A 20897-nucleotide genomic window follows, 5' to 3' on the forward strand; every position below is an offset into this window, starting at 1 on the left:
GCCGGGTTTGTGGATAAGTTTGATGTCATTGAAAAAGCCCGGAAATCGGGTGTTCTGCAGCAAAATCGAAAATTCTTATTCTTTCTTGGTGACCCTTGCTTGACACTTGTTCGAGAACCCCTTAAACGACCGCTCACACCGGACGGAAACGCCGGTGCGACGCAACCGAAAGGTTGCCGAGAAATGCGCGGGTGTAGCTCAGTTGGTTAGAGTGCCGGCCTGTCACGCCGGAGGTCGCGGGTTCGAGCCCCGTCACTCGCGCCACTTTCCTCTCAACAAATCGATAGATTGAACGTTGACACGAAAGTGGCGCCTACCGCCGTTTTTGCTTCTTCTCAAGCCAGAATTGCTGATCGTGAACGGGCATTGAAATGCCCTGTGAATGATTTTTGTAATATCGCAATTCTTCTCCAAACACGCGCTTGACACTTGTTCGAGAACCCCTTAAACGACCGCTCACACCGGACGGAAACGCCGGTGCGACGCAGCCGCAAGGTTGCCGAGAAATGCGCGGGTGTAGCTCAGTTGGTTAGAGTGCCGGCCTGTCACGCCGGAGGTCGCGGGTTCGAGCCCCGTCACTCGCGCCACTTTCCTCTCAACAAATCAATAGATTGAACGTTGACACGAAAGTGGCGCCCACCGCCTTGTCTCTCGGGTCGCCGCATCTTCAAAGAATCTTGATGGAATTGCCGGAGCGTAGCTGTTTCGCCGAACCGTACGCCTGCTATTTGGAAAACTGCTTCCAGGATAGATAGGCGACTGACAGGATGATCGCGGCAATGGCGAGAAGATCGCCGCTGGCGAGCAGATAATGGCTCATGCGTGACCTCCTTGCGATACTTTGGCCGACAATGTGCTTCATGATAGCCGGGGCGAACGCGATCTGAAGGCATGGCTTCGCAAAGCTTGCAGCATTTGGAACGCTTCCATTCCAACTTTCTCGATAAACGCGAACGGAATTTCTCAATGTCCGCGCCGCAGGCACTTCGCGATAATTTGAGTTGGCGAGAAGCGGCCCATTTGGTCCATGCATTGCCATGGAACGAATTTCCTGTTTTCAATCGCGTGAAATCGGATGACAGGAACGGATCGCTGCGACGATGACCCGACGCGCTTATCTTGGTGTGCTTGCAACGTTTTTGATTCTTGCCGGGTGTGGCACACCCCGCGCTGTGCTGTGGCATGGACCGAATTCAAGCCCGCAATCGGTGGCCGCAGCGCAAGCCGCTATCGTCAAGCCTGCAAAACCGGCGGCGGTAGTTCCTATTTATGTTGCGACGAGCCGCCAGCGCTCGGATAATTTCTCGCAGCCTTACAATTCAAAGCGCTCGGAAACGCTGAATTTTGCGCAGGTTGATATCGGGATTCCGGCGGCTCACGTCAAAGGACAGGTTGAGTCTACCGGCTACAAGCCTGATCCCGCCAAAAATTTCGCCGCCACGGCATACCAGCCTTACGACAATGCCGAGCAGTTTCTCGCGCAATTGAATGCCGCCCTGGCGAAGCAGGGACCGAAGGACAAGGAAATCCTGATCTTTGTGCATGGCTACAACAATAATTTTGCCGACAGCACATTCCGCACTGCGCAATTTGTCCATGATTACAAAATGAAGTCGGTGGCGGTCGAGTATGCCTGGCCGTCGGGCGGAGATCTGGGCCTTTATGTCTATGATCGCGACAGCGCGGACTTCGCACGTGACGGTCTGGCGCGATTGCTGGAACTCGTCGCCCGCAGCAAGGCGGAGCGTATTGTTCTCGTCGGGCACTCCATGGGCAGCTTCGTGACTGTGGAGGCTCTGAGAACCCTGTCTCTGCGTGGCGAAAAGAATGTGTTGCGTCGCATCAATGCGCTGTTGCTCGCCGCACCGGACATCGATCTCGACGTCTTCGAAAAGCAGATCAAGGATATCGATCCCATGCCGCGCCCAACGGCGGTGATGACATCGCGCAGCGATCGCGCGCTCGGGGTCTCATCCTTTATTACGGGCGGCCATGCGCGAGTAGGGGACGGCACCAGTATTCCGACGCTCCAGAAATATGGAATCGCGGTGATCGACGCTACCGATTTGGATGGAGGCGAACATAATGTCTTTGCATCGTCGCCATCGCTCATGGCTCTGGTCAGTGATGGCAGTCTTTCGCTGGACGCTCTGAACGGGCGGGAGAAGCAGACAACGGGGCAGGCGGTGCTGGCAGACGGTGCCTCTGCAATCAAGGGAGCTGCATCGCTTGTGCTTTATCTGCCCGGTAGGCTGGTCGGGGCAACGGCTTCTGCTGCTCCATGAGTTCATTTTAAAGCGAGAGCTGAAACCCCCAACTTTCATTCCCACGTTGCAGGCAATTGATTCTCCTGGCGATTGCTAAGCCGACCAGTCCGTGCGACTTTTCCTCACGAAATTATGATCTTTTCATGTTATACGGGTTTTCAGTGGGATATGCGGGCTTGATGCCATGGCTTGTTAAGCATCTTGGCTCGTCTTTGCCCAATAGATCATGCCGGAGGGGTTGCGCTTGCGAACGCGCTGCGATAACCGTCCCGGCGAAAAGCGCTTAGTTCGCACGGCATGCCTTTTGAAGCTGCTTGGGCGACGAGGTTGCAACAGATGCAATGTGTCGCATGGTCGTCAGCTCCAAAAAGCTTATGACAGGCGGCGCAGCCTCGTATTCAAGCCGGATAAAGGACCATGAACGAGCTTTTAAGTTCCTACCTGCCGATCGTCATCTTTCTCGGCATTGCGATGGTAATTGGTGTAGCCCTCCTGGTTGCGCCGTTTCTTGTCGCCTATAGACAGCCCGACCCCGAAAAGCTTTCTGCTTACGAGTGCGGCTTCAATGCCTTCGATGACGCCCGTATGAAGTTCGACATCCGTTTCTATCTGGTGTCGATTCTTTTCATCATCTTCGATCTGGAAGTCGCCTTCCTTTTCCCATGGGCTGTGTCCTTTGGCGAAATTGGCTGGTTCGGCTTTGCATCGATGATGGTGTTCCTTGGCGTTCTGACCATCGGTTTCATTTATGAATGGAAGAAGGGAGCGCTGGAATGGGATTGACCACAGCCAACACAACGCTCGTGGCTCCGCAGCCGAAGGGCATTCTTGACCCGCGCACGGGCAAACCTGTCGGTTCCGACGATGCATTCTTCAACGATCTGAACAGTGAACTGTCCGACAAGGGGTTCATTGTCACATCCGCTGACGCTCTGATTACCTGGGCGCGTACCGGTTCGCTGATGTGGATGACCTTCGGTCTCGCCTGCTGCGCCGTGGAAATGATGCACATTTCCATGCCGCGCTACGACGCCGAGCGCTTCGGTATCGCTCCGCGCGCATCACCGCGTCAGTCCGACGTGATGATCGTTGCCGGCACGCTGACCAACAAGATGGCACCCGCTCTCCGCAAGGTCTACGACCAGATGCCGGAGCCGCGTTACGTTATCTCGATGGGTTCCTGCGCCAATGGCGGCGGCTACTACCACTATTCCTATTCGGTGGTGCGTGGCTGCGATCGCGTGGTTCCGGTCGATATTTATGTTCCGGGTTGCCCTCCGACTGCTGAAGCACTGCTCTACGGCATTCTGATGCTTCAGAAAAAGATCCGTCGCACGGGTACGATTGAGCGCTGAGCCGGTTATCGACCGGTTTGCGCAAGACAAGTTTTGTTAGGGTTCGACTGCCTGCCATCCCCTGAAAAGGGCCTCCCAAAAGGCAAGTGCGGTGTGAGTTCTAAAGAAGGAAGTTAGGAAAATGAGCGAAGAAGCTCTCGGTGAACTTTCCGGCTATATCAAGGAACGCCTCGGCGACGCGATCGAAGAGGCGAAACTTGCCTATGGCGAGTTGACGCTTTCGGTTTCGGCCGCGAGCATCATCAGCGTTCTGACCTTCCTGCGTGACGACGTGCAGTGCCAGTTCGTCAACCTGACGGATATTTCAGGCGTCGACTATCCGCAGCGCGCCAAGCGCTTCGATGTCGTTTATCAGCTGATGTCTCCGCGCCAGAACCAGCGCATCCGCGTCAAGGTTCAGGCTGACGAAGATACGCTGGTGCCTTCCGCAGTGCCGGTCTTCGTTGGTGCCGAATGGTTCGAGCGCGAAACCTACGACATGTACGGCGTTCTGTTCTCCGGCCATCCGGATTTGCGCCGCATCCTGACCGACTATGGTTTTGAAGGCCATCCGCTGCGCAAGGACTTCCCGCTCACCGGCTTCGTTGAAGTTCGTTATAACGACGAGCTGAAGCGTGTCGTGTACGAGCCTGTCCAGCTGCGTCAGGAATTCCGCAACTTCGACTTCCTCTCGCCTTGGGAAGGAACGGATTACGTTCTGCCGGGCGACGAGAAAGCCAAGGCGAACTGAGGGCATACTCATGGGCGCAGGCGAAAGATTGAACGGTCAATGTCTTTGCGGAGAGGTGAAATTCACTGCTTCTCCGGTGAAGATGGAAATGGATGTCTGCCATTGCAGCATGTGCCGGCGTTGGTCGGGAGGTGCTTTCATGGCCGTCAATTGCGGCACTTCGGTTGAAATCGAAAACGAAGCTGCCCTGGCGACTTATTCTTCTTCGGAATGGGGCGAACGCCGCTTCTGCTCGAAGTGCGGTTCGTCGCTGTTCTGGCGCGGTGTCCATGATGGAATGACGGTTGTTTCGATGCAGGCCTTTGCCGAGCCGGAACGTTTTCATTTCGCCGAAGAAATCTTCATCGATAACAAGCCTGCGAATTACGATTTTGCCAATGACACCCACCGGATGACCGGCGAGGAGTTCTTGGCGGCTCTTGCAGCCAAACAGGAAGCTGAACATGGCTGAGACTCAGGTCCGCAATTTCAATATCAACTTCGGTCCGCAGCACCCTGCCGCGCACGGCGTGCTGCGTCTGGTGCTTGAACTCGACGGTGAAGTCGTCGAGCGCGTCGATCCGCATATCGGTCTGCTGCATCGCGGCACCGAAAAGCTGATGGAAGCCAAGACCTATCTTCAGGCTCTGCCTTATCTCGACCGCCTCGATTACGTGGCGCCGATGAACCAGGAGCACGCCTATGCACTCGCCGTCGAACGCCTTCTGGGCATCGATGTGCCGAAGCGTGGCCAGCTGATCCGCGTTCTCTATTCGGAAATCGGCCGTATTCTGAACCATCTTCTGAACGTGACCACGCAGGCCATGGACGTCGGTGCGTTGACGCCGCCGCTCTGGGGCTTCGAAGAGCGCGAAAAGCTGATGGTGTTCTACGAACGCGCTTGTGGCGCACGTATGCACGCAGCCTATTTCCGTCCGGGTGGCGTCCATCAGGACCTGCCGGATCAGCTCGTTGAAGACATCGGCAAATGGATCGATCCGTTCTTCAATACGCTCAACAATCTTGATGATCTCATCACGCCGAACCGTATTTTCAAGCAGCGTAACGTCGATATCGGCGTCGTGAAGCTGGAAGATGCATGGGCATGGGGCTTCTCGGGCGTCATGGTGCGTGGTTCGGGCGCGGCATGGGATCTGCGCAAGTCGCAGCCTTACGAGTGCTACAACGAGATGGAATTCGACATTCCGATCGGCAAGAACGGCGACTGCTATGATCGCTACCTGATCCGTATGGAAGAAATGCGCCAGTCGGCACGCATCATGCGCCAGTGCGTTGATCTTCTGCTCGGCAAGGAGCGCGTCGGTCCGGTTTCCAATGCCGACAACAAGATCGTGCCGCCTAAGCGCGGCGAGATGAAGCGCTCGATGGAAGCGCTTATCCATCACTTCAAGCTTTACACGGAAGGCTATCACGTGCCTGCCGGTGAAGTTTACGCAGCAGTTGAAGCACCGAAGGGTGAATTTGGCGTCTTCCTCGTGTCGGACGGCTCCAACAAGCCTTATCGCTGCAAGCTGCGCGCTCCGGGCTTTGCCCATCTTCAAGCCATGGATTTCCTGTGCCGCGGCCATATGCTGGCTGACGTGTCGGCAATTCTTGGCTCGCTCGATATCGTGTTTGGTGAGGTTGACCGCTGATGTCCGTTCGCCGTCTCGCAGATGATGCCGTCCAGCCAGCCGCTTTCGCGTTCAACGCGGAAAATCAGGCATGGGCGCACAAGACGATCGCAAAATTCCCCGAAGGCCGTCAGCAGTCGGCTGTTATTCCGTTGCTCATGCGTGCGCAGGAGCAGGACGGCTGGGTCACGAAAGCCGCTATCGAACATGTTGCAGGCATGCTCGAAATGCCGCTGATCCGCGTTCTGGAAGTCGCGACTTTCTATACGCAGTTCCAGCTGAAGCCGGTTGGCACACGCGCTCACATTCAGGTTTGCGGCACCACGCCATGCATGCTGCGTGGTTCGGAAGCGCTGATGGATGTCTGCCGTCACAAGATCAACCACGACCCGTTCGAGCTCAATGCCGACGGAACGCTGTCGTGGGAAGAAGTGGAATGCCAGGGCGCCTGCGCCAACGCACCGATGGTCATGATCTTCAAGGACGCCTATGAAGATCTGACGCCGGAACGTCTTGCCGAAATCATCGATGCTTTTGAAGCTGGCAAGGGCGACACCGTGAAGCCGGGCCCGCAGGACGGACGTGTGACGTCCGAGCCGATCAACGGCCTGACCGCTCTGACCGAAGATCTCGACTACAAGAAGGTCGGTCTTGAGACCCGCAAGGCATCCGATGCCGCCGCAGCCAAGGCGAAGGCCGAAGCTGAAGAGAAGGCCAAGGCGGAAGCCGCTGCAAAAGCTGCCGACGAAGCGAAGAACGTCGCTCCGTCGAATGCTGCAAAGCCGGTAACCAATGCACCTGAAACCGATCCGGCGCTCAAGACGCCTTCGGATGTCAAGGTGTCGAAGGCTGCCGAAAAGGCCGCGTCGGTCGACAGCAAGCAGGCATTCAAGCTTGATGACAAGAACCGTCCGGTTGCCATGGAGCGTCCGGAAGCTGTTGACGATCTGAAGCTGATTTCCGGCGTCGGCCCGAAGATTGAGGAAACCCTGCATGAGCTGGGCATCTTCACCTTCAAGCAGGTCGCTTCCTGGAAGAAGGCCGAGCGCGAGTGGGTCGACGGCTATCTCAGCTTCCACGGTCGCATCGAGCGTGAAGACTGGGTAAAGCAGGCCAAGGCTTTGGCCAAGGGCGGCGTCGAGGAATACATCAAGGTATTCGGAAAGAAGCCGGTATGATGACTTCGATATTGGCAAACACGAACGGAAACAGGTGAGACATGCTGGCTGATAAAGATCGCATCTTCACCAATATTTACGGCTTCAAGGATCAGTCCCTGAAGGGTGCCATGGCGCGCGGCCATTGGGACAACACCAAGGGCTTGATCGAAAAGGGCCGTGACTGGATCATCGACGAGATGAAAGCGTCGGGCCTGCGTGGCCGTGGCGGCGCTGGCTTCCCGACAGGTCTCAAGTGGTCGTTCATGCCGAAGCAGAGCGACGGTCGCCCGCATTATCTGGTCGTCAATGCCGACGAATCCGAACCGGGCACCTGCAAGGACCGCGAAATTCTGCGCCACGATCCGCATACGCTGATCGAAGGCTGCGTAATCGCCGGTTGCGCCATGGGCGCACACACCGCCTATATTTATATTCGCGGCGAGTTCATGCGTGAGCGTGAAGCGCTGCAGGCCGCTATCGACGAGTGCTACGAAGCCGGTCTGCTCGGCAAGGGCAACAAGTGCGGCTGGGATATGGATGTTCTCGTATCCCACGGCGCCGGTGCTTACATCTGTGGCGAAGAAACGGCTCTGCTCGAAAGCCTTGAAGGCAAGAAGGGCCAGCCGCGTCTGAAGCCTCCATTCCCGGCAAATATGGGCCTTTATGGCTGCCCGACGACCGTGAACAACGTGGAATCGATTGCCGTTGCGCCGACGATCCTGCGTCGTGGCGCGGCCTGGTTCTCGTCCATCGGACGCCCGAACAACGTCGGCACCAAGCTGTTCCAGATTTCGGGTCACGTGAACACGCCTTGCGTCATCGAAGAAGGCCTCGGCATTCCGTTCCGTGATCTGATTGAAAAGCACGGCGGCGGCATTCGTGGCGGCTGGGACAATCTGCTGGCGGTTATTCCTGGCGGTGCATCGTGCCCGGTCATCAAGGGCGAAGACATGATGGATGCCATCATGGACTTTGACGGCATGCGCGACAAGAAATCGTCGTTCGGCACCGGCGGCCTGATCGTCATGGACAAGTCCACCGACATCATCAAGGCGATTGCTCGTCTGGCAGCGTTCTTCAAGCACGAGAGCTGTGGCCAGTGCACGCCTTGCCGCGAAGGCACCGGCTGGATGTGGCGCGTGATGGAACGCATGGTCAAGGGTAACGCGCAGAAGCGTGAAATCGACATGCTGTTCGATGTGACCAAGCAGATTGAAGGTCACACGATCTGCGCTCTCGGTGATGCTGCTGCATGGCCTATTCAGGGCCTGATCCGCAATTTCCGTCCGGAAATTGAAAAGCGCATTGACGATTATACCCGCAACGCCGTTCAGAGCCGCAATATCCGTCTGGAAGCAGCGGAATAAGGCTTAACGAGTTGCATGCGGTTTGAAGAAGACCGCTCGAAAGTTTGAGATCTGGAAGATGCGGCATAAGCCGCAGGTTTGGATAAGCGATGGCAAATATTAAGGTTGACGGCACAGAGATCGAAGTACCCGATCACTATACGCTCCTTCAGGCTGCCGAAGCCGCGGGGGCTGAAGTCCCGCGTTTTTGTTTCCACGAACGGCTTTCCATCGCCGGAAACTGCCGCATGTGCCTTGTTGAAGTAAAGGGCGGACCGCCGAAGCCGGCGGCATCCTGCGCCATGGGCGTGCGCGATCTGCGTCCCGGCCCGAATGGCGAAGCCCCAGAAATCTTCACCAACACGCCGATGGTCAAGAAGGCCCGCGAAGGCGTGATGGAATTCCTGCTTATCAACCACCCGCTGGATTGCCCGATCTGCGATCAGGGCGGCGAGTGCGATCTGCAGGATCAGGCAATGGCTTTCGGCACCGACGGTTCGCGCTATCGCGAGAACAAGCGCGCTGTCGAAAACAAATATATCGGTCCGCTCGTCAAGACGGTGATGACGCGCTGCATTCACTGCACGCGCTGCGTCCGCTTCACGACGGAAGTGGCTGGCATTTCGGAACTTGGCCTAATCGGTCGTGGCGAAGATGCCGAGATCACCACCTATCTCGAACGCGCCATGACGTCGGAATTGCAGGGCAATGTCATCGATCTTTGCCCGGTTGGCGCTCTGACCTCGCGTCCTTACGCGTTCCAGGCACGTCCGTGGGAACTGAACAAGACAGAAACCATCGACGTGATGGATGCGGTCGGTTCGAACATCCGCGTCGATACTCGTGGCCGCGAAGTGATGCGCGTCATGCCGCGCGTCAATGAAGCGGTGAACGAAGAGTGGATTTCCGACAAGACCCGCTTCATCTGGGATGGTCTGCGCACCCAGCGCCTCGACCGTCCTTATGTTCGCAGGGATGGCCGTCTGGCCGCCGCAAGCTGGCCGGAAGCTTTTGCCGCTATTGCTGCCAAGGTCTCCGCAACCTCCGCCGACAAGATTGGCGCAGTCGCTGGCGATCTGGCTTCGGTTGAAGAAATCTATGCGCTGAAGGGCCTGATGGCTTCGCTCGGCTCCGCCAATATCGATAGCCGTCAGGATGGCGCTGCTCTCGATCCGGCACTGGGTCGTGCAAGCTATCTCTTTAACGCAACAATCGAAGGCATTGAAAACGCTGATGCTTTGCTCATCATCGGTTCCAATCCCCGCATTGAGGCTGCTGTTCTGAACGCCCGCATCCGCAAGCGTCAGCGCATGGGGCATTTCCCGGTAGCTCTGATCGGCGAACAGGCTGAACTGCGTTACGATTACGAATATCTGGGTGCTGGTGCTGAAACGCTCGCAGCAGTCGCTTCCGGCAAAAACGCATTCCGCGACGTGCTGGCCAAGGCTGAGCGTCCGCTGATCATCATCGGTCAGGGCGCGCTCACCGGCGAAAACGGTTCTGCAGTTTTGTCGACCGCAGCCAAGCTTGCTCAGGACGTCGGCGCCATCAAGGACGAGTGGAACGGCTTCTCCGTTCTGCACACTGCCGCTTCGCGCGTTGGTGCTCTGGATCTCGGCTTCGTGCCGGGTGAGGGCGGCAAGGTGGCTGGCGACATGCTGGGTAATCTTGATGTCGTGTTCCTGCTCGGTGCAGACGAACTCGACATGACCAAAAAGGGTTCGAGCTTCGTCGTTTACATCGGCACGCACGGCGATGCCGGCGCACACGCTGCCGACGTTATCCTGCCGGGCGCAGCCTACACGGAAAAGTCGGGCACCTGGCTCAACACCGAAGGTCGCGTGCAGCTTGGCAGCCGCGCCGGTTTCGCACCGGGCGAGGCAAAGGAAGACTGGGCAATCCTGCGCGCTCTTTCCGACAGCCTTGGCAAGCGCCTGCCGTTCGATTCGATGCAGCAGCTTCGCGCCAAGCTCTATGCGGACTATCCGCATATGCTGGCCATCGACACCATCACGCCTGCTTCCGCCGACGATCTCGTGGCGCTGGCAGCGAAAGCATCCAATCCGGGCGGCGGCGCTGCGTTCGTTTCCCCGGTCAAGGACTTCTACCTGACGAACCCAATTGCGCGCGCTTCCGCCGTCATGGCCGAATGCTCGGCGCTCGCGGCTGGCGGCTTCCAGCAGGCTGCCGAGTAAGCGAGAGAGAGACGGAACAATGGAAGGTATTTTTGCAGCTTACGTCTTGCCCGCGCTTATCATAGCGCTGAAGTCGGTCGTTCTGCTCGTCGTATTGCTGATCGTCGTTGCTTACCTGCTTTATGCAGATCGCAAGATCTGGGCAGCGGTACAGCTTCGCCGCGGTCCGAACGTTGTCGGTCCCTGGGGTCTGTTCCAGGCTTTCGCCGACTTGTTGAAGTTCGTCTTCAAGGAACCAATCATTCCGTCTGGCGCAAACAAGGGTGTCTTCCTCCTTGCGCCTTTCGTTTCTGCTGTTCTTGCAATGGCAACCTGGGCGGTCATTCCGGTCAATGAAGGCTGGGCCATCGCCAATATCAATGTTGGCATTCTCTATATCTTCGCCATTTCTTCGCTCGAAGTTTACGGCGTGATCATGGGTGGCTGGGCATCGAACTCGAAGTATCCGTTCCTCGGTGCGCTTCGTTCTGCCGCGCAGATGGTTTCCTACGAAGTTTCCATCGGCTTCGTGATTGTCACGGTTCTGCTGACGGTTGGCTCGCTCAACCTCACCGATATCGTGCTTTCGCAGAATACGGGCCTTGGCACCATGCTTGGCCTTCCGGCTTCGTTCCTCGACTGGAACTGGCTGGCTCTGTTCCCGATGTTCGTGATCTTCTTCATTTCGGCACTTGCCGAAACGAACCGTCCGCCATTCGACCTTGTCGAAGCTGAATCCGAACTCGTAGCCGGTCACATGATCGAATATTCGTCCACGCCGTTCCTTCTGTTCTTCCTTGGCGAGTATGTGGCGATCACGCTGATGTGCGCCCTGATGACGACGCTCTTCCTTGGCGGCTGGCTGCCTCCGGTTGACGTTTGGTTCCTCAACTGGGTTCCGGGCATCATCTGGTTCATGCTGAAGCTCTGCTTCTGCTTCTTCCTCTTCGCAATGGTGAAGGCTTTCGTTCCGCGTTACCGCTACGACCAGCTGATGCGCCTTGGCTGGAAAGTGTTCCTGCCGATCTCGCTCTTCATGGTTGTCGCAACCGCGACCTTCCTCAAAGTCTTCGGTCTGGCGTAAGGAGTAATAACTATGGCTTCATTCGCTCAAGCAGCCAAATCGCTCCTGCTCAAGGAATTCGTTGGCGCGTTCTTTCTTTCCATGCGCCAGTTCTTCGCGCCCAAGGCGACGTTGAACTACCCGCATGAAAAGGGCCCGGTCTCTCCGCGATTCCGTGGAGAGCACGCGCTGCGCCGTTACCCGAACGGTGAAGAACGCTGCATCGCCTGCAAGCTTTGCGAAGCGATCTGCCCGGCGCAGGCCATCACCATCGAGGCCGGTCCGCGCCGCAACGACGGGACCCGCCGCACGGTGCGTTACGACATCGATATGGTGAAGTGCATCTATTGCGGTTTCTGCCAGGAAGCATGCCCGGTGGATGCCATAGTGGAAGGTCCGAACTTCGAATTCGCGACCGAAACCCGCGAAGAACTCTACTATGACAAGGACAAGCTCCTCGCCAATGGCGACCGTTGGGAACGCGAAATCGCGCGCAATATCGCGATGGATGCGCCATATCGCTGATTGGTTTTGCTGAAACCTCGTTTCGGCATCCGGTTTGAAAAGCGGCAACAGGAAGGGGCGGCCCATCTTGTTGCTGGAATTTAAGTTTCGCGAATATTCGCGGCAAACAAAGACTAAAGCGAGCGAGGCAATAAGGCTTTGCTCACGGAAAGGTGTTGGGGGATCCCCATGCTGACAGGTATTGCGGCAGCGTTTTTCTATCTGTTCGCTTTCATCATGATCGCAAGCGCGTTCATGGTGATTGCGGCACGCAACCCCGTGCATTCGGTGCTGTTTCTGATCCTCACGTTCTTCAATGCGGCAGCTCTGTTTCTGCTGACCGGGGCCGAGTTCCTCGCCATGATCCTGCTCGTCGTTTACGTCGGTGCAGTGGCGGTTCTCTTCCTCTTCGTCGTCATGATGCTGGATGTGGATTTCTCCGAACTGAAGCGCGGCGCATTGCAATATGCACCGGTCGGCGCTCTGGTCGGTCTGATCTTGCTCGGCGAACTGATCTTCGTGTTCGCAAGCAACATGTTTGCGCCGAAGCTGGGGCAGGGTTCCGTGCCGATCCCGAATATCGCCGAGCGGAGCAATACCGCTGCTCTGGGCGACATTCTCTACACCGACTTCGTCTTCTACTTCCAGGTTGCTGGTCTCGTCCTTCTGGTCGCGATGATCGGCGCCATTGTTCTGACGCTGCGGCACAAGCCGAATGTCAAGCGCCAGTCCATCCCGACCCAGGTAGCTCGCACGCCCGAAACGGCGATCGAGATCAAGAAGGTCGAAACGGGCAAAGGCATCTGAGGATAAGCATATGGAAATCGGTATCGCCCACTATCTCACCGTTTCGGCCATCCTGTTTACGCTTGGCGTCTTCGGCATCTTCCTGAACCGCAAGAACGTCATCGTCATCCTGATGTCGATCGAATTGATCCTTTTGTCGGTCAATCTCAATTTTGTGGCGTTCTCCAGCCAGCTCGGCGACATGGTCGGGCAGGTCTTCGCCCTTTTCGTTCTGACTGTTGCGGCTGCCGAAGCAGCCATCGGTCTGGCAATTCTCGTTGTTTTCTTCCGTAATCGCGGCTCCATCGCGGTGGAAGACGTCAATGTTATGAAAGGTTGACGGGCAAATGCTCTATTACGCGATCGTCTTCCTTCCGCTTCTCGGCTTCCTGATTGCCGGTCTTTTCGGCAATCAGATCGGAGCCAAGGCGAGCGAATACATCACTTCCGGTTTCATGGTCATCGTCGCGATCCTGTCCTGGGTCGTCTTTTTCCAGATTCCGCTCGGCCACGATGCAGAAACCGTCCGCATCCCGGTTCTTCACTGGGTGACATCGGGCGCGCTTTCCTTTGACTGGTCACTGCGCGTCGATACGCTCACCGGCGTCATGCTGGTCGTGGTGAACTCGGTGTCGGCTCTCGTGCATATCTATTCCATTGGATATATGCACCACGATCCGCATCGTCCGCGCTTCTTCGCCTATCTGTCGCTCTTCACTTTCGCCATGCTCATGCTGGTCACGTCGGACAATCTGGTCCAGATGTTCTTCGGCTGGGAAGGCGTGGGTCTGGCTTCCTACCTCCTGATCGGTTTCTGGTTCCAGAAGCCTTCGGCCAATGCCGCCGCCATGAAGGCGTTCGTCGTCAACCGCGTCGGCGACTTCGGCTTCCTGCTCGGCATCTTCGGCGTGTTCGCGCTGTTCCAGTCGGTCGACTACAACACGATCTTCGCTGCCGCAGCCAATTATCTGCCGGCTGAAGGCGCTGCCGATGCCAATCAGGTCGTTCTGAACTTCCTCGGCTATCAGCTCGACAAGCAGGGCGCGATCACGATCACCTGTCTGCTGCTCTTCATGGGCGCGATGGGCAAGTCGGCGCAGTTCCTGCTGCACACCTGGCTTCCGGACGCCATGGAAGGCCCGACCCCGGTTTCGGCTCTCATTCACGCCGCTACCATGGTTACCGCGGGCGTGTTCATGGTCGCCCGCATGTCGCCGATCTTTGAACTGTCGCAGACCGCACTTCTGGTCGTGACCATCATCGGCGCCACCACTGCCTTCTTTGCGGCAACGGTCGCTCTCGTGCAGAACGACATCAAGCGCGTGATCGCCTATTCGACCTGTTCGCAGCTCGGCTATATGTTCGCAGCGCTCGGTGTAGGTGCCTATGGCGCCGCCGTGTTCCACCTGTTCACGCACGCTTTCTTCAAGGCGCTTTTGTTCCTTTGCGCCGGTTCGGTTATCCATGCCGTTTCGGAAGAGCAGGACATGCGTCGCATGGGCGGCCTGCGCAAGCTGATCCCCATCACCTACTGGATGATGGTCATCGGTACGGTTGCCATTACGGGCCTCGGTATTCCGGGCACGATCATCGGCACCGCCGGTTTCTTCTCCAAGGATGCGATCATCGAATCCGTCTTCGCTTCGCACAGTGCTGCCAGCGGCTACGCTTCGACGCTTCTCATCGTTGCAGCGCTCTTCACGAGCTTCTATTCATGGCGTCTGATTTTCATGACCTTCCACGGCAAGCCGCGCGCTTCGGCGGAAGTCATGCATCACGTCCATGAATCGCCAGCCGTCATGTTCGTTCCGCTGCTGATCCTCGGCGTCGGTGCACTCTTTGCCGGTGTCGTGTTCAAGGAACTCTTCTTCGGCCACGAATATGCCGAATTCTGGAAGGGCGCGCTGTTCACTTCGGCTGCCAACCAGATCCTTGAGGAATACCACCATGTTCCTCTGTGGGTTAAGCTGTCGCCGTTCATCTCGATGGTTCTCGGCTTCATCGTCGCCTGGATCTTCTACATCCGCTCGCCGGAAACGCCGAAGGCGCTGGCTGCCCGTCATCGTGGCCTCTACCAGTTCCTTCTCAACAAGTGGTACTTCGACGAACTGTACGATTTCCTCTTCGTACGTCCGGCTCGCTGGCTTGGCCGCTTGTTCTGGAAGGGTGGCGATGGCTGGCTTATTGACGGCTTCGGCCCGGATGGCATCTCGGCTCGCGTGCTCGATGTCACCAACCGCGTCGTCAAGATGCAGTCCGGATACCTTTATCACTACGCATTCGCGATGCTGATCGGCGTCGCCGCGCTCGTCACTTGGATGATGCTCGGGAGCTCTTTCTGATGACCGACTGGCCAATTCTCTCAACGGTCACGTTTCTGCCGCTTGTCGGCGCGTTACTGATCCTTCTGATCAAGGACGACAGCGAGGCTTCGCGTCGAAATATCCGCAATGTCGCGCTGCTGACGACGATATTCGTCTTCATCCTGTCGCTCGTCATCTGGGCAGGGTTCGATAATTCGAACCCCGGCTTCCAGATGGTCGAACAGATCGACTGGATGGGTGGCGGCATCAGCTACCACATGGGCGTGGACGGTATCTCCGTCCTGTTCGTGGTGCTGTCGGCTTTCCTCATGCCCTTCTGCATTCTCGCAAGCTGGATATCGGTGGAAAAGCGCGTCAAGGAATACATGATCGCGTTCCTCATTCTGGAAACGCTGATGATCGGCGTGTTCTGCGCGCTCGACCTGTTCCTGTTCTACGTGTTCTTCGAAGCAAGCCTTATCCCGATGTTCATCATCATCGGCGTGTGGGGCGGCAAGCGTCGCGTCTATGCGAGCTTGAAGTTCTTCCTCTACACGCTTCTGGGCTCGGTTCTGATGCTCATCGCCATCATGGCCATGTACTGGCAGGCTGGCACGATGAACATCGTGGAACTGCAGAAGTACAGCTTCCCTGCTGGGATGCAGACATGGTTATGGCTCGCCTTCTTCGCGTCCTTTGCCGTGAAGATGCCGATGTGGCCGGTCCATACCTGGTTGCCGGATGCGCACGTTGAAGCGCCGACGGCAGGCTCGGTCATTCTGGCCGGTATCCTGCTGAAGCTCGGCGGCTACGGCTTCCTGCGCTTCTCGCTGCCGATGTTCCCGCTGGCGTCCGCCGATTTCGCTCCGCTGATCTTCACGCTGTCGGTCATAGCCATCATCTACACGTCCCTGGTCGCTCTGGTTCAGGAAGACATCAAGAAGCTGATCGCCTATTCGTCGGTTGCCCACATGGCCTATGTGACCATGGGTATCTTTGCCGCGAACGAGCAGGGCATTCAGGGCGCCATCTTCCAGATGCTGTCGCACGGTATCGTGTCGGGCGCGCTCTTCCTCTGCGTCGGCGTGATCTATGACCGCATGCATACCCGTGAAATTGCGGCGTTCGGCGGTCTGGTGAACAACATGCCGAAATATGCGGTGGCCTTCCTCATCTTCACGATGGCGAATGTGGGCCTGCCGGGTACTTCGGGCTTCATCGGTGAATTCCTGACGCTGTTCGGTGTGTTCCGGGTCAATACCTGGGTGGCACTGTTCGCAACTACGGGTGTCATCCTCTCGGCGGCTTATGCGCTCTGGCTCTACCGTCAGGTAGTCTTCGGTGCATTGACGAAGGAAAGCCTGAAGGCGCTCCTCGACTTGAGCCCGCGTGAGAAGATCATTCTCTACCCGCTTGTGGCGCTCACCATCTTCTTCGGTGTGTATCCGACCCCGGTCTTCGACGTGACCGCCGGTGCCGTGAACGCCCTGGTCCAACATTACGACGCAGCACTCGCGGGCACCGCGAGCGCCGTGCTGGCACAGTAAGAAATAAAGGCGTAGGTCATGCAGACTGATCTGATAGCTCATCTGACCCTTGCAGCACCGGAGGTTCTCCTTGCTGTAGGCGCCTTGGCACTGCTCATGATTGGCGTGTTCTCCGGCGAACGGGCGACCACGCTCGTCAACGGATTATCTGTCGCGGTGCTTATTGCAGCGCTGGCTCTGGTGGTCCTTTTCCCAACGAACGGCGCCGCATTCGGCGGTGCCATCGTCAATGACAGCTTCAGCCGCTTCATGAAGGTGCTGACGCTGATCGGCTCCATCGTGACACTGATCATGTCGGTCGGCTTCGCCAAGGCGGAGAAGTTCGACAAGTTCGAGTTCCCGGTCCTGATCGTGATTTCCACGCTCGGCATGTTGCTGATGGTTTCAGCATCCAACATGCTGTCGCTCTATCTCGGTCTCGAACTGCAATCGCTGGCGCTCTACGTTCTGGCAGCATTCAACCGCGATAGCGTCCGTTCGACGGAAGCTGGTCTGAAATACTTCGTTCTCGGTTCGCTTTCCTCGGGCATGCTGCTTTACGGCATTTCGCTCGTCTACGGTTACACCGGCCACATCGGCTTTACCGAAATCGCCCAGGCTGTCTCCGGCGGTCAGCGTGAACTCGGTCTGGTGTTCGGTCTCGTCTTCATTCTGGCCGGTCTGGCATTCAAGATTTCTGCCGTTCCGTTCCACATGTGGACGCCGGACGTCTATGAAGGCGCGCCGACCCCGGTAACGGCATTCTTTGCCGCCGCCCCGAAGATGGCTGCCATGGCGCTCATCATCCGCGTCGTCTCGGAAGCCTTTGCTCCGGTCACCCATGACTGGCAGCAGGTCGTGATTTTCATCGCGCTTGCCTCGATGGTCCTTGGTGCGTTTGCCGCCATCGGCCAGCGTAACATCAAGCGCCTGATGGCTTATTCCTCGATCAGCCATATGGGCTATGCGCTCGTTGGTCTGGCCGCCGGAACGGTGATCGGCGTGAAGGGCGTGATGATCTACATGGCAATCTACCTTGCCATGACGCTCGGCACCTTCGCGTTCATTCTCGCAATGCGCACCAAGGACGGCAATGTGGAGAGCATTGAGGATCTGGCCGGTCTGTCCCGCACCAATCCGGTGCTGGCAACGATCATGACCATCTTCCTGTTCTCGCTCGCTGGCATCCCGCCGCTCGCCGGTTTCTTCGGAAAGTGGTACACCTTCCTTGCCGCCGTTGAAGCAGGCCTCTATCCGCTTGCCATCATCGGTATCGTGGCTTCGGTCGTGGGCGCGTTCTATTACCTGCGCATGATCAAGATCATGTGGTTCGATGAGCCGACGGGTGGTTTCGTTCCGGTCGCAGGCGAGCTTCGTCTCGTTCTCGGCGTAACGGGTGCCTTCGTGCTCTTCTACGTCTTCCTTGCTGGTCCGATCGGCGGATTTGCCGAAGCCGCAGCCAAGACGTTTTTCTGATTAATGCAAAAGGCGGAAGCATAAATGAGTTTTGCGCTTTCGCCTGTTGCGGCAAATGAGGGCTACCGTCTCGAAACTTTCGAGACGGTAGGTTCCACCAATGCGGTTGCTCTGGAACGGGCAGCCAGCGGTGATCCGGGCAAGCTCTGGCTTGTTACGAAGAAACAGGAAAGCGGTCGCGGAAGACGGGGCCGTGCCTGGTCTACGCCGGAAGGCAATCTTGCCTCCACGCTGCTTCTTGTTGAATCCTATGAAATGAAGACGGCTGCGACGCTTGGTTTTGTTGCCGGCTTGTCGCTTGCCGATGCACTTGATGCGGTATTCGCTGCGACGGGGCCTGCCGTGCCGCTGACAATCGGCCTGAAATGGCCGAATGACGTGCTGGTCAATGGCGCGAAACTCACCGGTATCCTGCTTGAATCGTCCATTCTGGCGAAGAATTTGTTCGCCGTTGCCATCGGTATCGGGACCAATGTGGTCGCCTTTCCGGATGACCTGCCTTATGCAGCAACGTCGTTGCAGGCTCTCGGCAGCAAATGCGATGCCGAGACTTTGTTTGCAGCCCTGTCGGATGCCTGGTCGGTCAACTATCGCGTCTGGAATGAAGGGCGCGGTCTCGACGATATTCGCAAGCGCTGGCTGCAGCGCGCGCATGGCCTTGGCCAGAATGTAACCATGCAGGTTGAAGGCCGTATCATCGAAGGTCGTTTTGAGACAATCGATGAGGCATGCCGTTTTGTTATTCGCGAGGACGAAGGTTCGCGAGTTGCGGTAACGGCTGGCGATGTCTATTTCGGAACTGCTGCAACAATACGCAAATAATTGCTTTATCGCATCTTACTAGGGTTGCAACGGGACAACTTTAGGTCCAGTTGATGCCGCAAGGCGGGATTAATCACAGAGGAAATTTCATGGCCCGATCCAATACTACTGAACTCGTCTTTCTGCCGCTTGGCGGCGTAGGCGAAATCGGCATGAATTTGGCCATGTATGGCTTCGGTCCTGCGGATAACCGTGAATGGCTTGTCGTGGATATGGGGGTGAGCTTTGCGGGGCCTGAACAGCCGGGCGCTGATCTCATCCTGCCGGATATCCGCTATCTCGAGGCTGAAAAGCACAATCTGCGCGGCATCGTTATCACCCATGCGCATGAAGACCATTTCGGTGCTTTGCTCGATCTGTGGCCGCGCCTGAAGGTTCCGGTTTATGCGACGCCATTCACCGCGGGTCTGCTTGAAGCCAAGCGACAGTCGGAACACGGTGCGCCCGAAATTCCAATCACGATCTACAAGGCAGGCGAGAAATTCGAAGTCGGGCCTTTCAAGCTTGAAGCTGTCGCAGTAACCCACTCCATTCCCGAGCCGGTTTCGCTGGCTATTACGACACCGCTCGGCACGGTCGTGCATACGGGTGACTGGAAGATGGACCCGGAACCATCGCTCGGACCGGTTATCGATGAGGCGCGTTTCCGCGCTATCGGTGATGCAGGCGTTCTGGCGCTGATCTGCGACTCCACCAATGCTTTGCGCGAAGGCGAGTCTCCTTCGGAACGTCAGGTGGGCGAGAGCCTGCGCGAGTTGATTGAAAATGCGCGCGGTCGTGTGGCCATCACCACTTTCTCTTCCAATGTCGGTCGTATCCGGTCGATTACCGAAGCAGCACGCGATGCGGGCCGTCAGGTGCTGGTGGTTGGGCGTTCGATGAAGCGCGCCATCTCCGTCGCCACAGAACTTGGCTATATGGAAGGCTTGCCGGAATATCTCAGCGAAGAGGATTACGGCTATATTCCACGCGAAAACGTGGTGATGATCCTTACCGGCAGTCAGGGCGAACCGCGCGCGGCACTCGCCAAACTGGCGCGTGACGAAATGCGCAGCCTCGCGCTGGCGGCGGGCGATACGGTCATCTATTCATCGCGCGCCATTCCGGGCAATGAAAAATCCATTCTCGACATCAAGAACCGCCTGATTGATCGCGGTATTAAGATCATCGGTGATGAGGATGCATTGGTCCATGTGTCGGGCCATCCACGGCGCAGCGAATTGCGTCGCATGTATTCCTGGGTTCGTCCGCAAATTCTGGTGCCGGTGCATGGCGAAGCCGCTCATCTGGTCGCGCAAGGTTCTCTTGGCGCGATGGAGGGCATCGAGCAGGTCGCGCAGGTGCGTGACGGCGACATGCTGCGTCTGGCACCCGGCAAGGCCGAAATTATCGATGAAGCGCCGGTTGGCCGGATTTACAAGGACGGCAAGCTGATCGGTGACGAGGAAGAAATCGGCATGGTCGAGCGTCGCAAGCTCGCTTATGTCGGTCATGTCGCCGTTTCGGTGCTGCTGGACCGTGAACACAAGATCATCGATGAGCCCGACCTTGTGACTTTCGGGGTGCCGGAGGAAAACGCACAGGGCGATCTGTTGGAAGACATCCTGCTGGATGCAGCCATCGAGGCCATCGACAGCATTCCGCGCGTTCGCCGCAAGGATATCGAGCTTGTCCGGGAGTCCGTGCGCCGTGCCGTTCGCGCTGCGGCAAATGAAGCATGGGGCAAAAAGCCGGTAGTGACCGTATTCGTGAATAGGATACGGTAGTCATAC

The 20897-nt window shown here is 57.3% G+C and carries 18 protein-coding genes and 2 tRNA genes; all 20 read left to right on the forward strand.

Annotation, left to right across the window (positions count from 1 at the left end):
- Positions 1-187 precede the first annotated feature (187 nt).
- A tRNA-Asp gene (locus tag KWJ32_RS16110) sits at positions 188-264 on the forward strand.
- Positions 265-510: 246 nt separating this feature from the next.
- Positions 511-587, forward strand: a tRNA-Asp gene (locus KWJ32_RS16115).
- A 513-nt stretch (positions 588-1100) separates the two neighbouring features.
- Positions 1101-2285, forward strand: coding sequence for an alpha/beta fold hydrolase (locus KWJ32_RS16120; protein WP_256886154.1), 1185 nt, complete (start codon positions 1101-1103; stop codon positions 2283-2285).
- A 399-nt stretch (positions 2286-2684) separates the two neighbouring features.
- Positions 2685-3050 carry an NADH-quinone oxidoreductase subunit A gene (locus KWJ32_RS16125; RefSeq protein ID WP_006466588.1) on the forward strand — a complete coding sequence of 122 codons (366 nt, stop codon included), beginning with the start codon at positions 2685-2687 and terminating at the stop codon, positions 3048-3050.
- Entirely contained in the window at positions 3041-3622 is a 582-nt protein-coding gene (locus KWJ32_RS16130; RefSeq protein WP_010661172.1) for an NADH-quinone oxidoreductase subunit B, read from the forward strand. Before KWJ32_RS16125 ends, KWJ32_RS16130 begins: the two co-directional genes overlap by 10 nt.
- Before the next feature lie 121 nt (positions 3623-3743).
- On the forward strand, positions 3744-4352 hold the full coding sequence (locus KWJ32_RS16135; protein ID WP_040129363.1) for an NADH-quinone oxidoreductase subunit C: 609 nt from the start codon (positions 3744-3746) through the stop codon (positions 4350-4352).
- An 88-nt stretch (positions 4353-4440) separates the two neighbouring features.
- Positions 4441-4803, forward strand: coding sequence for a GFA family protein (locus tag KWJ32_RS16140; protein WP_226622304.1), 363 nt, complete (start codon positions 4441-4443; stop codon positions 4801-4803).
- A complete protein-coding gene (locus KWJ32_RS16145; protein WP_010661175.1) occupies positions 4796-5986 on the forward strand; it encodes an NADH-quinone oxidoreductase subunit D in 1191 nt (396 codons plus the stop codon). The genes KWJ32_RS16140 and KWJ32_RS16145 overlap by 8 nt, the downstream gene beginning before the upstream one ends.
- Positions 5986-7143, forward strand: a complete 1158-nt coding sequence (locus KWJ32_RS16150; protein ID WP_010661176.1) for an NADH-quinone oxidoreductase subunit E — start codon at positions 5986-5988, stop codon at positions 7141-7143. Before KWJ32_RS16145 ends, KWJ32_RS16150 begins: the two co-directional genes overlap by 1 nt.
- A 41-nt stretch (positions 7144-7184) precedes the next feature.
- The gene (gene nuoF, locus KWJ32_RS16155) at positions 7185-8492 is read left to right on the forward strand and encodes an NADH-quinone oxidoreductase subunit NuoF (protein WP_010661177.1); all 1308 of its coding nucleotides are present in this window, start codon (positions 7185-7187) and stop codon (positions 8490-8492) included.
- Positions 8493-8581: 89 nt separating this feature from the next.
- On the forward strand, positions 8582-10666 hold the full coding sequence (gene nuoG / locus KWJ32_RS16160; RefSeq protein WP_010661178.1) for an NADH-quinone oxidoreductase subunit NuoG: 2085 nt from the start codon (positions 8582-8584) through the stop codon (positions 10664-10666).
- Positions 10667-10685: 19 nt separating this feature from the next.
- Positions 10686-11729, forward strand: coding sequence for an NADH-quinone oxidoreductase subunit NuoH (gene nuoH, locus KWJ32_RS16165; RefSeq protein ID WP_010661179.1), 1044 nt, complete (start codon positions 10686-10688; stop codon positions 11727-11729).
- A gap of 12 nt (positions 11730-11741) precedes the next feature.
- Complete coding sequence (gene nuoI, locus KWJ32_RS16170; RefSeq protein WP_007874549.1) at positions 11742-12233, forward strand: NADH-quinone oxidoreductase subunit NuoI; 492 nt, start codon at positions 11742-11744, stop codon at positions 12231-12233.
- Between the two features lie 168 nt (positions 12234-12401).
- Positions 12402-13019, forward strand: a complete 618-nt coding sequence (locus KWJ32_RS16175; protein ID WP_010661180.1) for an NADH-quinone oxidoreductase subunit J — start codon at positions 12402-12404, stop codon at positions 13017-13019.
- A gap of 10 nt (positions 13020-13029) precedes the next feature.
- Positions 13030-13338 (forward strand): NADH-quinone oxidoreductase subunit NuoK, encoded by a 309-nt coding sequence (gene nuoK / locus KWJ32_RS16180; RefSeq protein WP_006466598.1) that lies wholly within the window; start codon positions 13030-13032, stop codon positions 13336-13338.
- A 7-nt stretch (positions 13339-13345) separates the two neighbouring features.
- Positions 13346-15340, forward strand: coding sequence for an NADH-quinone oxidoreductase subunit L (gene nuoL, locus KWJ32_RS16185; protein ID WP_012092258.1), 1995 nt, complete (start codon positions 13346-13348; stop codon positions 15338-15340).
- Positions 15340-16848 (forward strand): NADH-quinone oxidoreductase subunit M, encoded by a 1509-nt coding sequence (locus KWJ32_RS16190; protein WP_010661182.1) that lies wholly within the window; start codon positions 15340-15342, stop codon positions 16846-16848. Before nuoL ends, KWJ32_RS16190 begins: the two co-directional genes overlap by 1 nt.
- Before the next feature lie 18 nt (positions 16849-16866).
- Complete coding sequence (nuoN, locus tag KWJ32_RS16195; RefSeq protein ID WP_010661183.1) at positions 16867-18303, forward strand: NADH-quinone oxidoreductase subunit NuoN; 1437 nt, start codon at positions 16867-16869, stop codon at positions 18301-18303.
- A gap of 24 nt (positions 18304-18327) precedes the next feature.
- A complete protein-coding gene (locus tag KWJ32_RS16200; RefSeq protein WP_151609800.1) occupies positions 18328-19125 on the forward strand; it encodes a biotin--[acetyl-CoA-carboxylase] ligase in 798 nt (265 codons plus the stop codon).
- Between the two features lie 89 nt (positions 19126-19214).
- Positions 19215-20891 (forward strand): ribonuclease J, encoded by a 1677-nt coding sequence (locus KWJ32_RS16205; protein ID WP_151609802.1) that lies wholly within the window; start codon positions 19215-19217, stop codon positions 20889-20891.
- The last annotated feature ends 6 nt before the right edge of the window (positions 20892-20897 follow it).

The sequence above is a fragment of the Ochrobactrum sp. BTU2 genome, from assembly GCF_024539785.1.
Lineage (GTDB): Bacteria > Pseudomonadota > Alphaproteobacteria > Rhizobiales > Rhizobiaceae > Brucella > Brucella anthropi.

Coding starts and splice junctions, on each gene's coding strand:
- KWJ32_RS16120 (WP_256886154.1), top strand. CDS start 1,101: ATGACCCGACGCGCTTATCTTGGTGTGCTTGCAACGTTTTTGATTCTT.
- KWJ32_RS16125 (WP_006466588.1), top strand. CDS start 2,685: ATGAACGAGCTTTTAAGTTCCTACCTGCCGATCGTCATCTTTCTCGGC.
- KWJ32_RS16130 (WP_010661172.1), top strand. CDS start 3,041: ATGGGATTGACCACAGCCAACACAACGCTCGTGGCTCCGCAGCCGAAG.
- KWJ32_RS16135 (WP_040129363.1), top strand. CDS start 3,744: ATGAGCGAAGAAGCTCTCGGTGAACTTTCCGGCTATATCAAGGAACGC.
- KWJ32_RS16140 (WP_226622304.1), top strand. CDS start 4,441: ATGGATGTCTGCCATTGCAGCATGTGCCGGCGTTGGTCGGGAGGTGCT.
- KWJ32_RS16145 (WP_010661175.1), top strand. CDS start 4,796: ATGGCTGAGACTCAGGTCCGCAATTTCAATATCAACTTCGGTCCGCAG.
- KWJ32_RS16150 (WP_010661176.1), top strand. CDS start 5,986: ATGTCCGTTCGCCGTCTCGCAGATGATGCCGTCCAGCCAGCCGCTTTC.
- nuoF (WP_010661177.1), top strand. CDS start 7,185: ATGCTGGCTGATAAAGATCGCATCTTCACCAATATTTACGGCTTCAAG.
- nuoG (WP_010661178.1), top strand. CDS start 8,582: ATGGCAAATATTAAGGTTGACGGCACAGAGATCGAAGTACCCGATCAC.
- nuoH (WP_010661179.1), top strand. CDS start 10,686: ATGGAAGGTATTTTTGCAGCTTACGTCTTGCCCGCGCTTATCATAGCG.
- nuoI (WP_007874549.1), top strand. CDS start 11,742: ATGGCTTCATTCGCTCAAGCAGCCAAATCGCTCCTGCTCAAGGAATTC.
- KWJ32_RS16175 (WP_010661180.1), top strand. CDS start 12,402: ATGCTGACAGGTATTGCGGCAGCGTTTTTCTATCTGTTCGCTTTCATC.
- nuoK (WP_006466598.1), top strand. CDS start 13,030: ATGGAAATCGGTATCGCCCACTATCTCACCGTTTCGGCCATCCTGTTT.
- nuoL (WP_012092258.1), top strand. CDS start 13,346: ATGCTCTATTACGCGATCGTCTTCCTTCCGCTTCTCGGCTTCCTGATT.
- KWJ32_RS16190 (WP_010661182.1), top strand. CDS start 15,340: ATGACCGACTGGCCAATTCTCTCAACGGTCACGTTTCTGCCGCTTGTC.
- nuoN (WP_010661183.1), top strand. CDS start 16,867: ATGCAGACTGATCTGATAGCTCATCTGACCCTTGCAGCACCGGAGGTT.
- KWJ32_RS16200 (WP_151609800.1), top strand. CDS start 18,328: ATGAGTTTTGCGCTTTCGCCTGTTGCGGCAAATGAGGGCTACCGTCTC.
- KWJ32_RS16205 (WP_151609802.1), top strand. CDS start 19,215: ATGGCCCGATCCAATACTACTGAACTCGTCTTTCTGCCGCTTGGCGGC.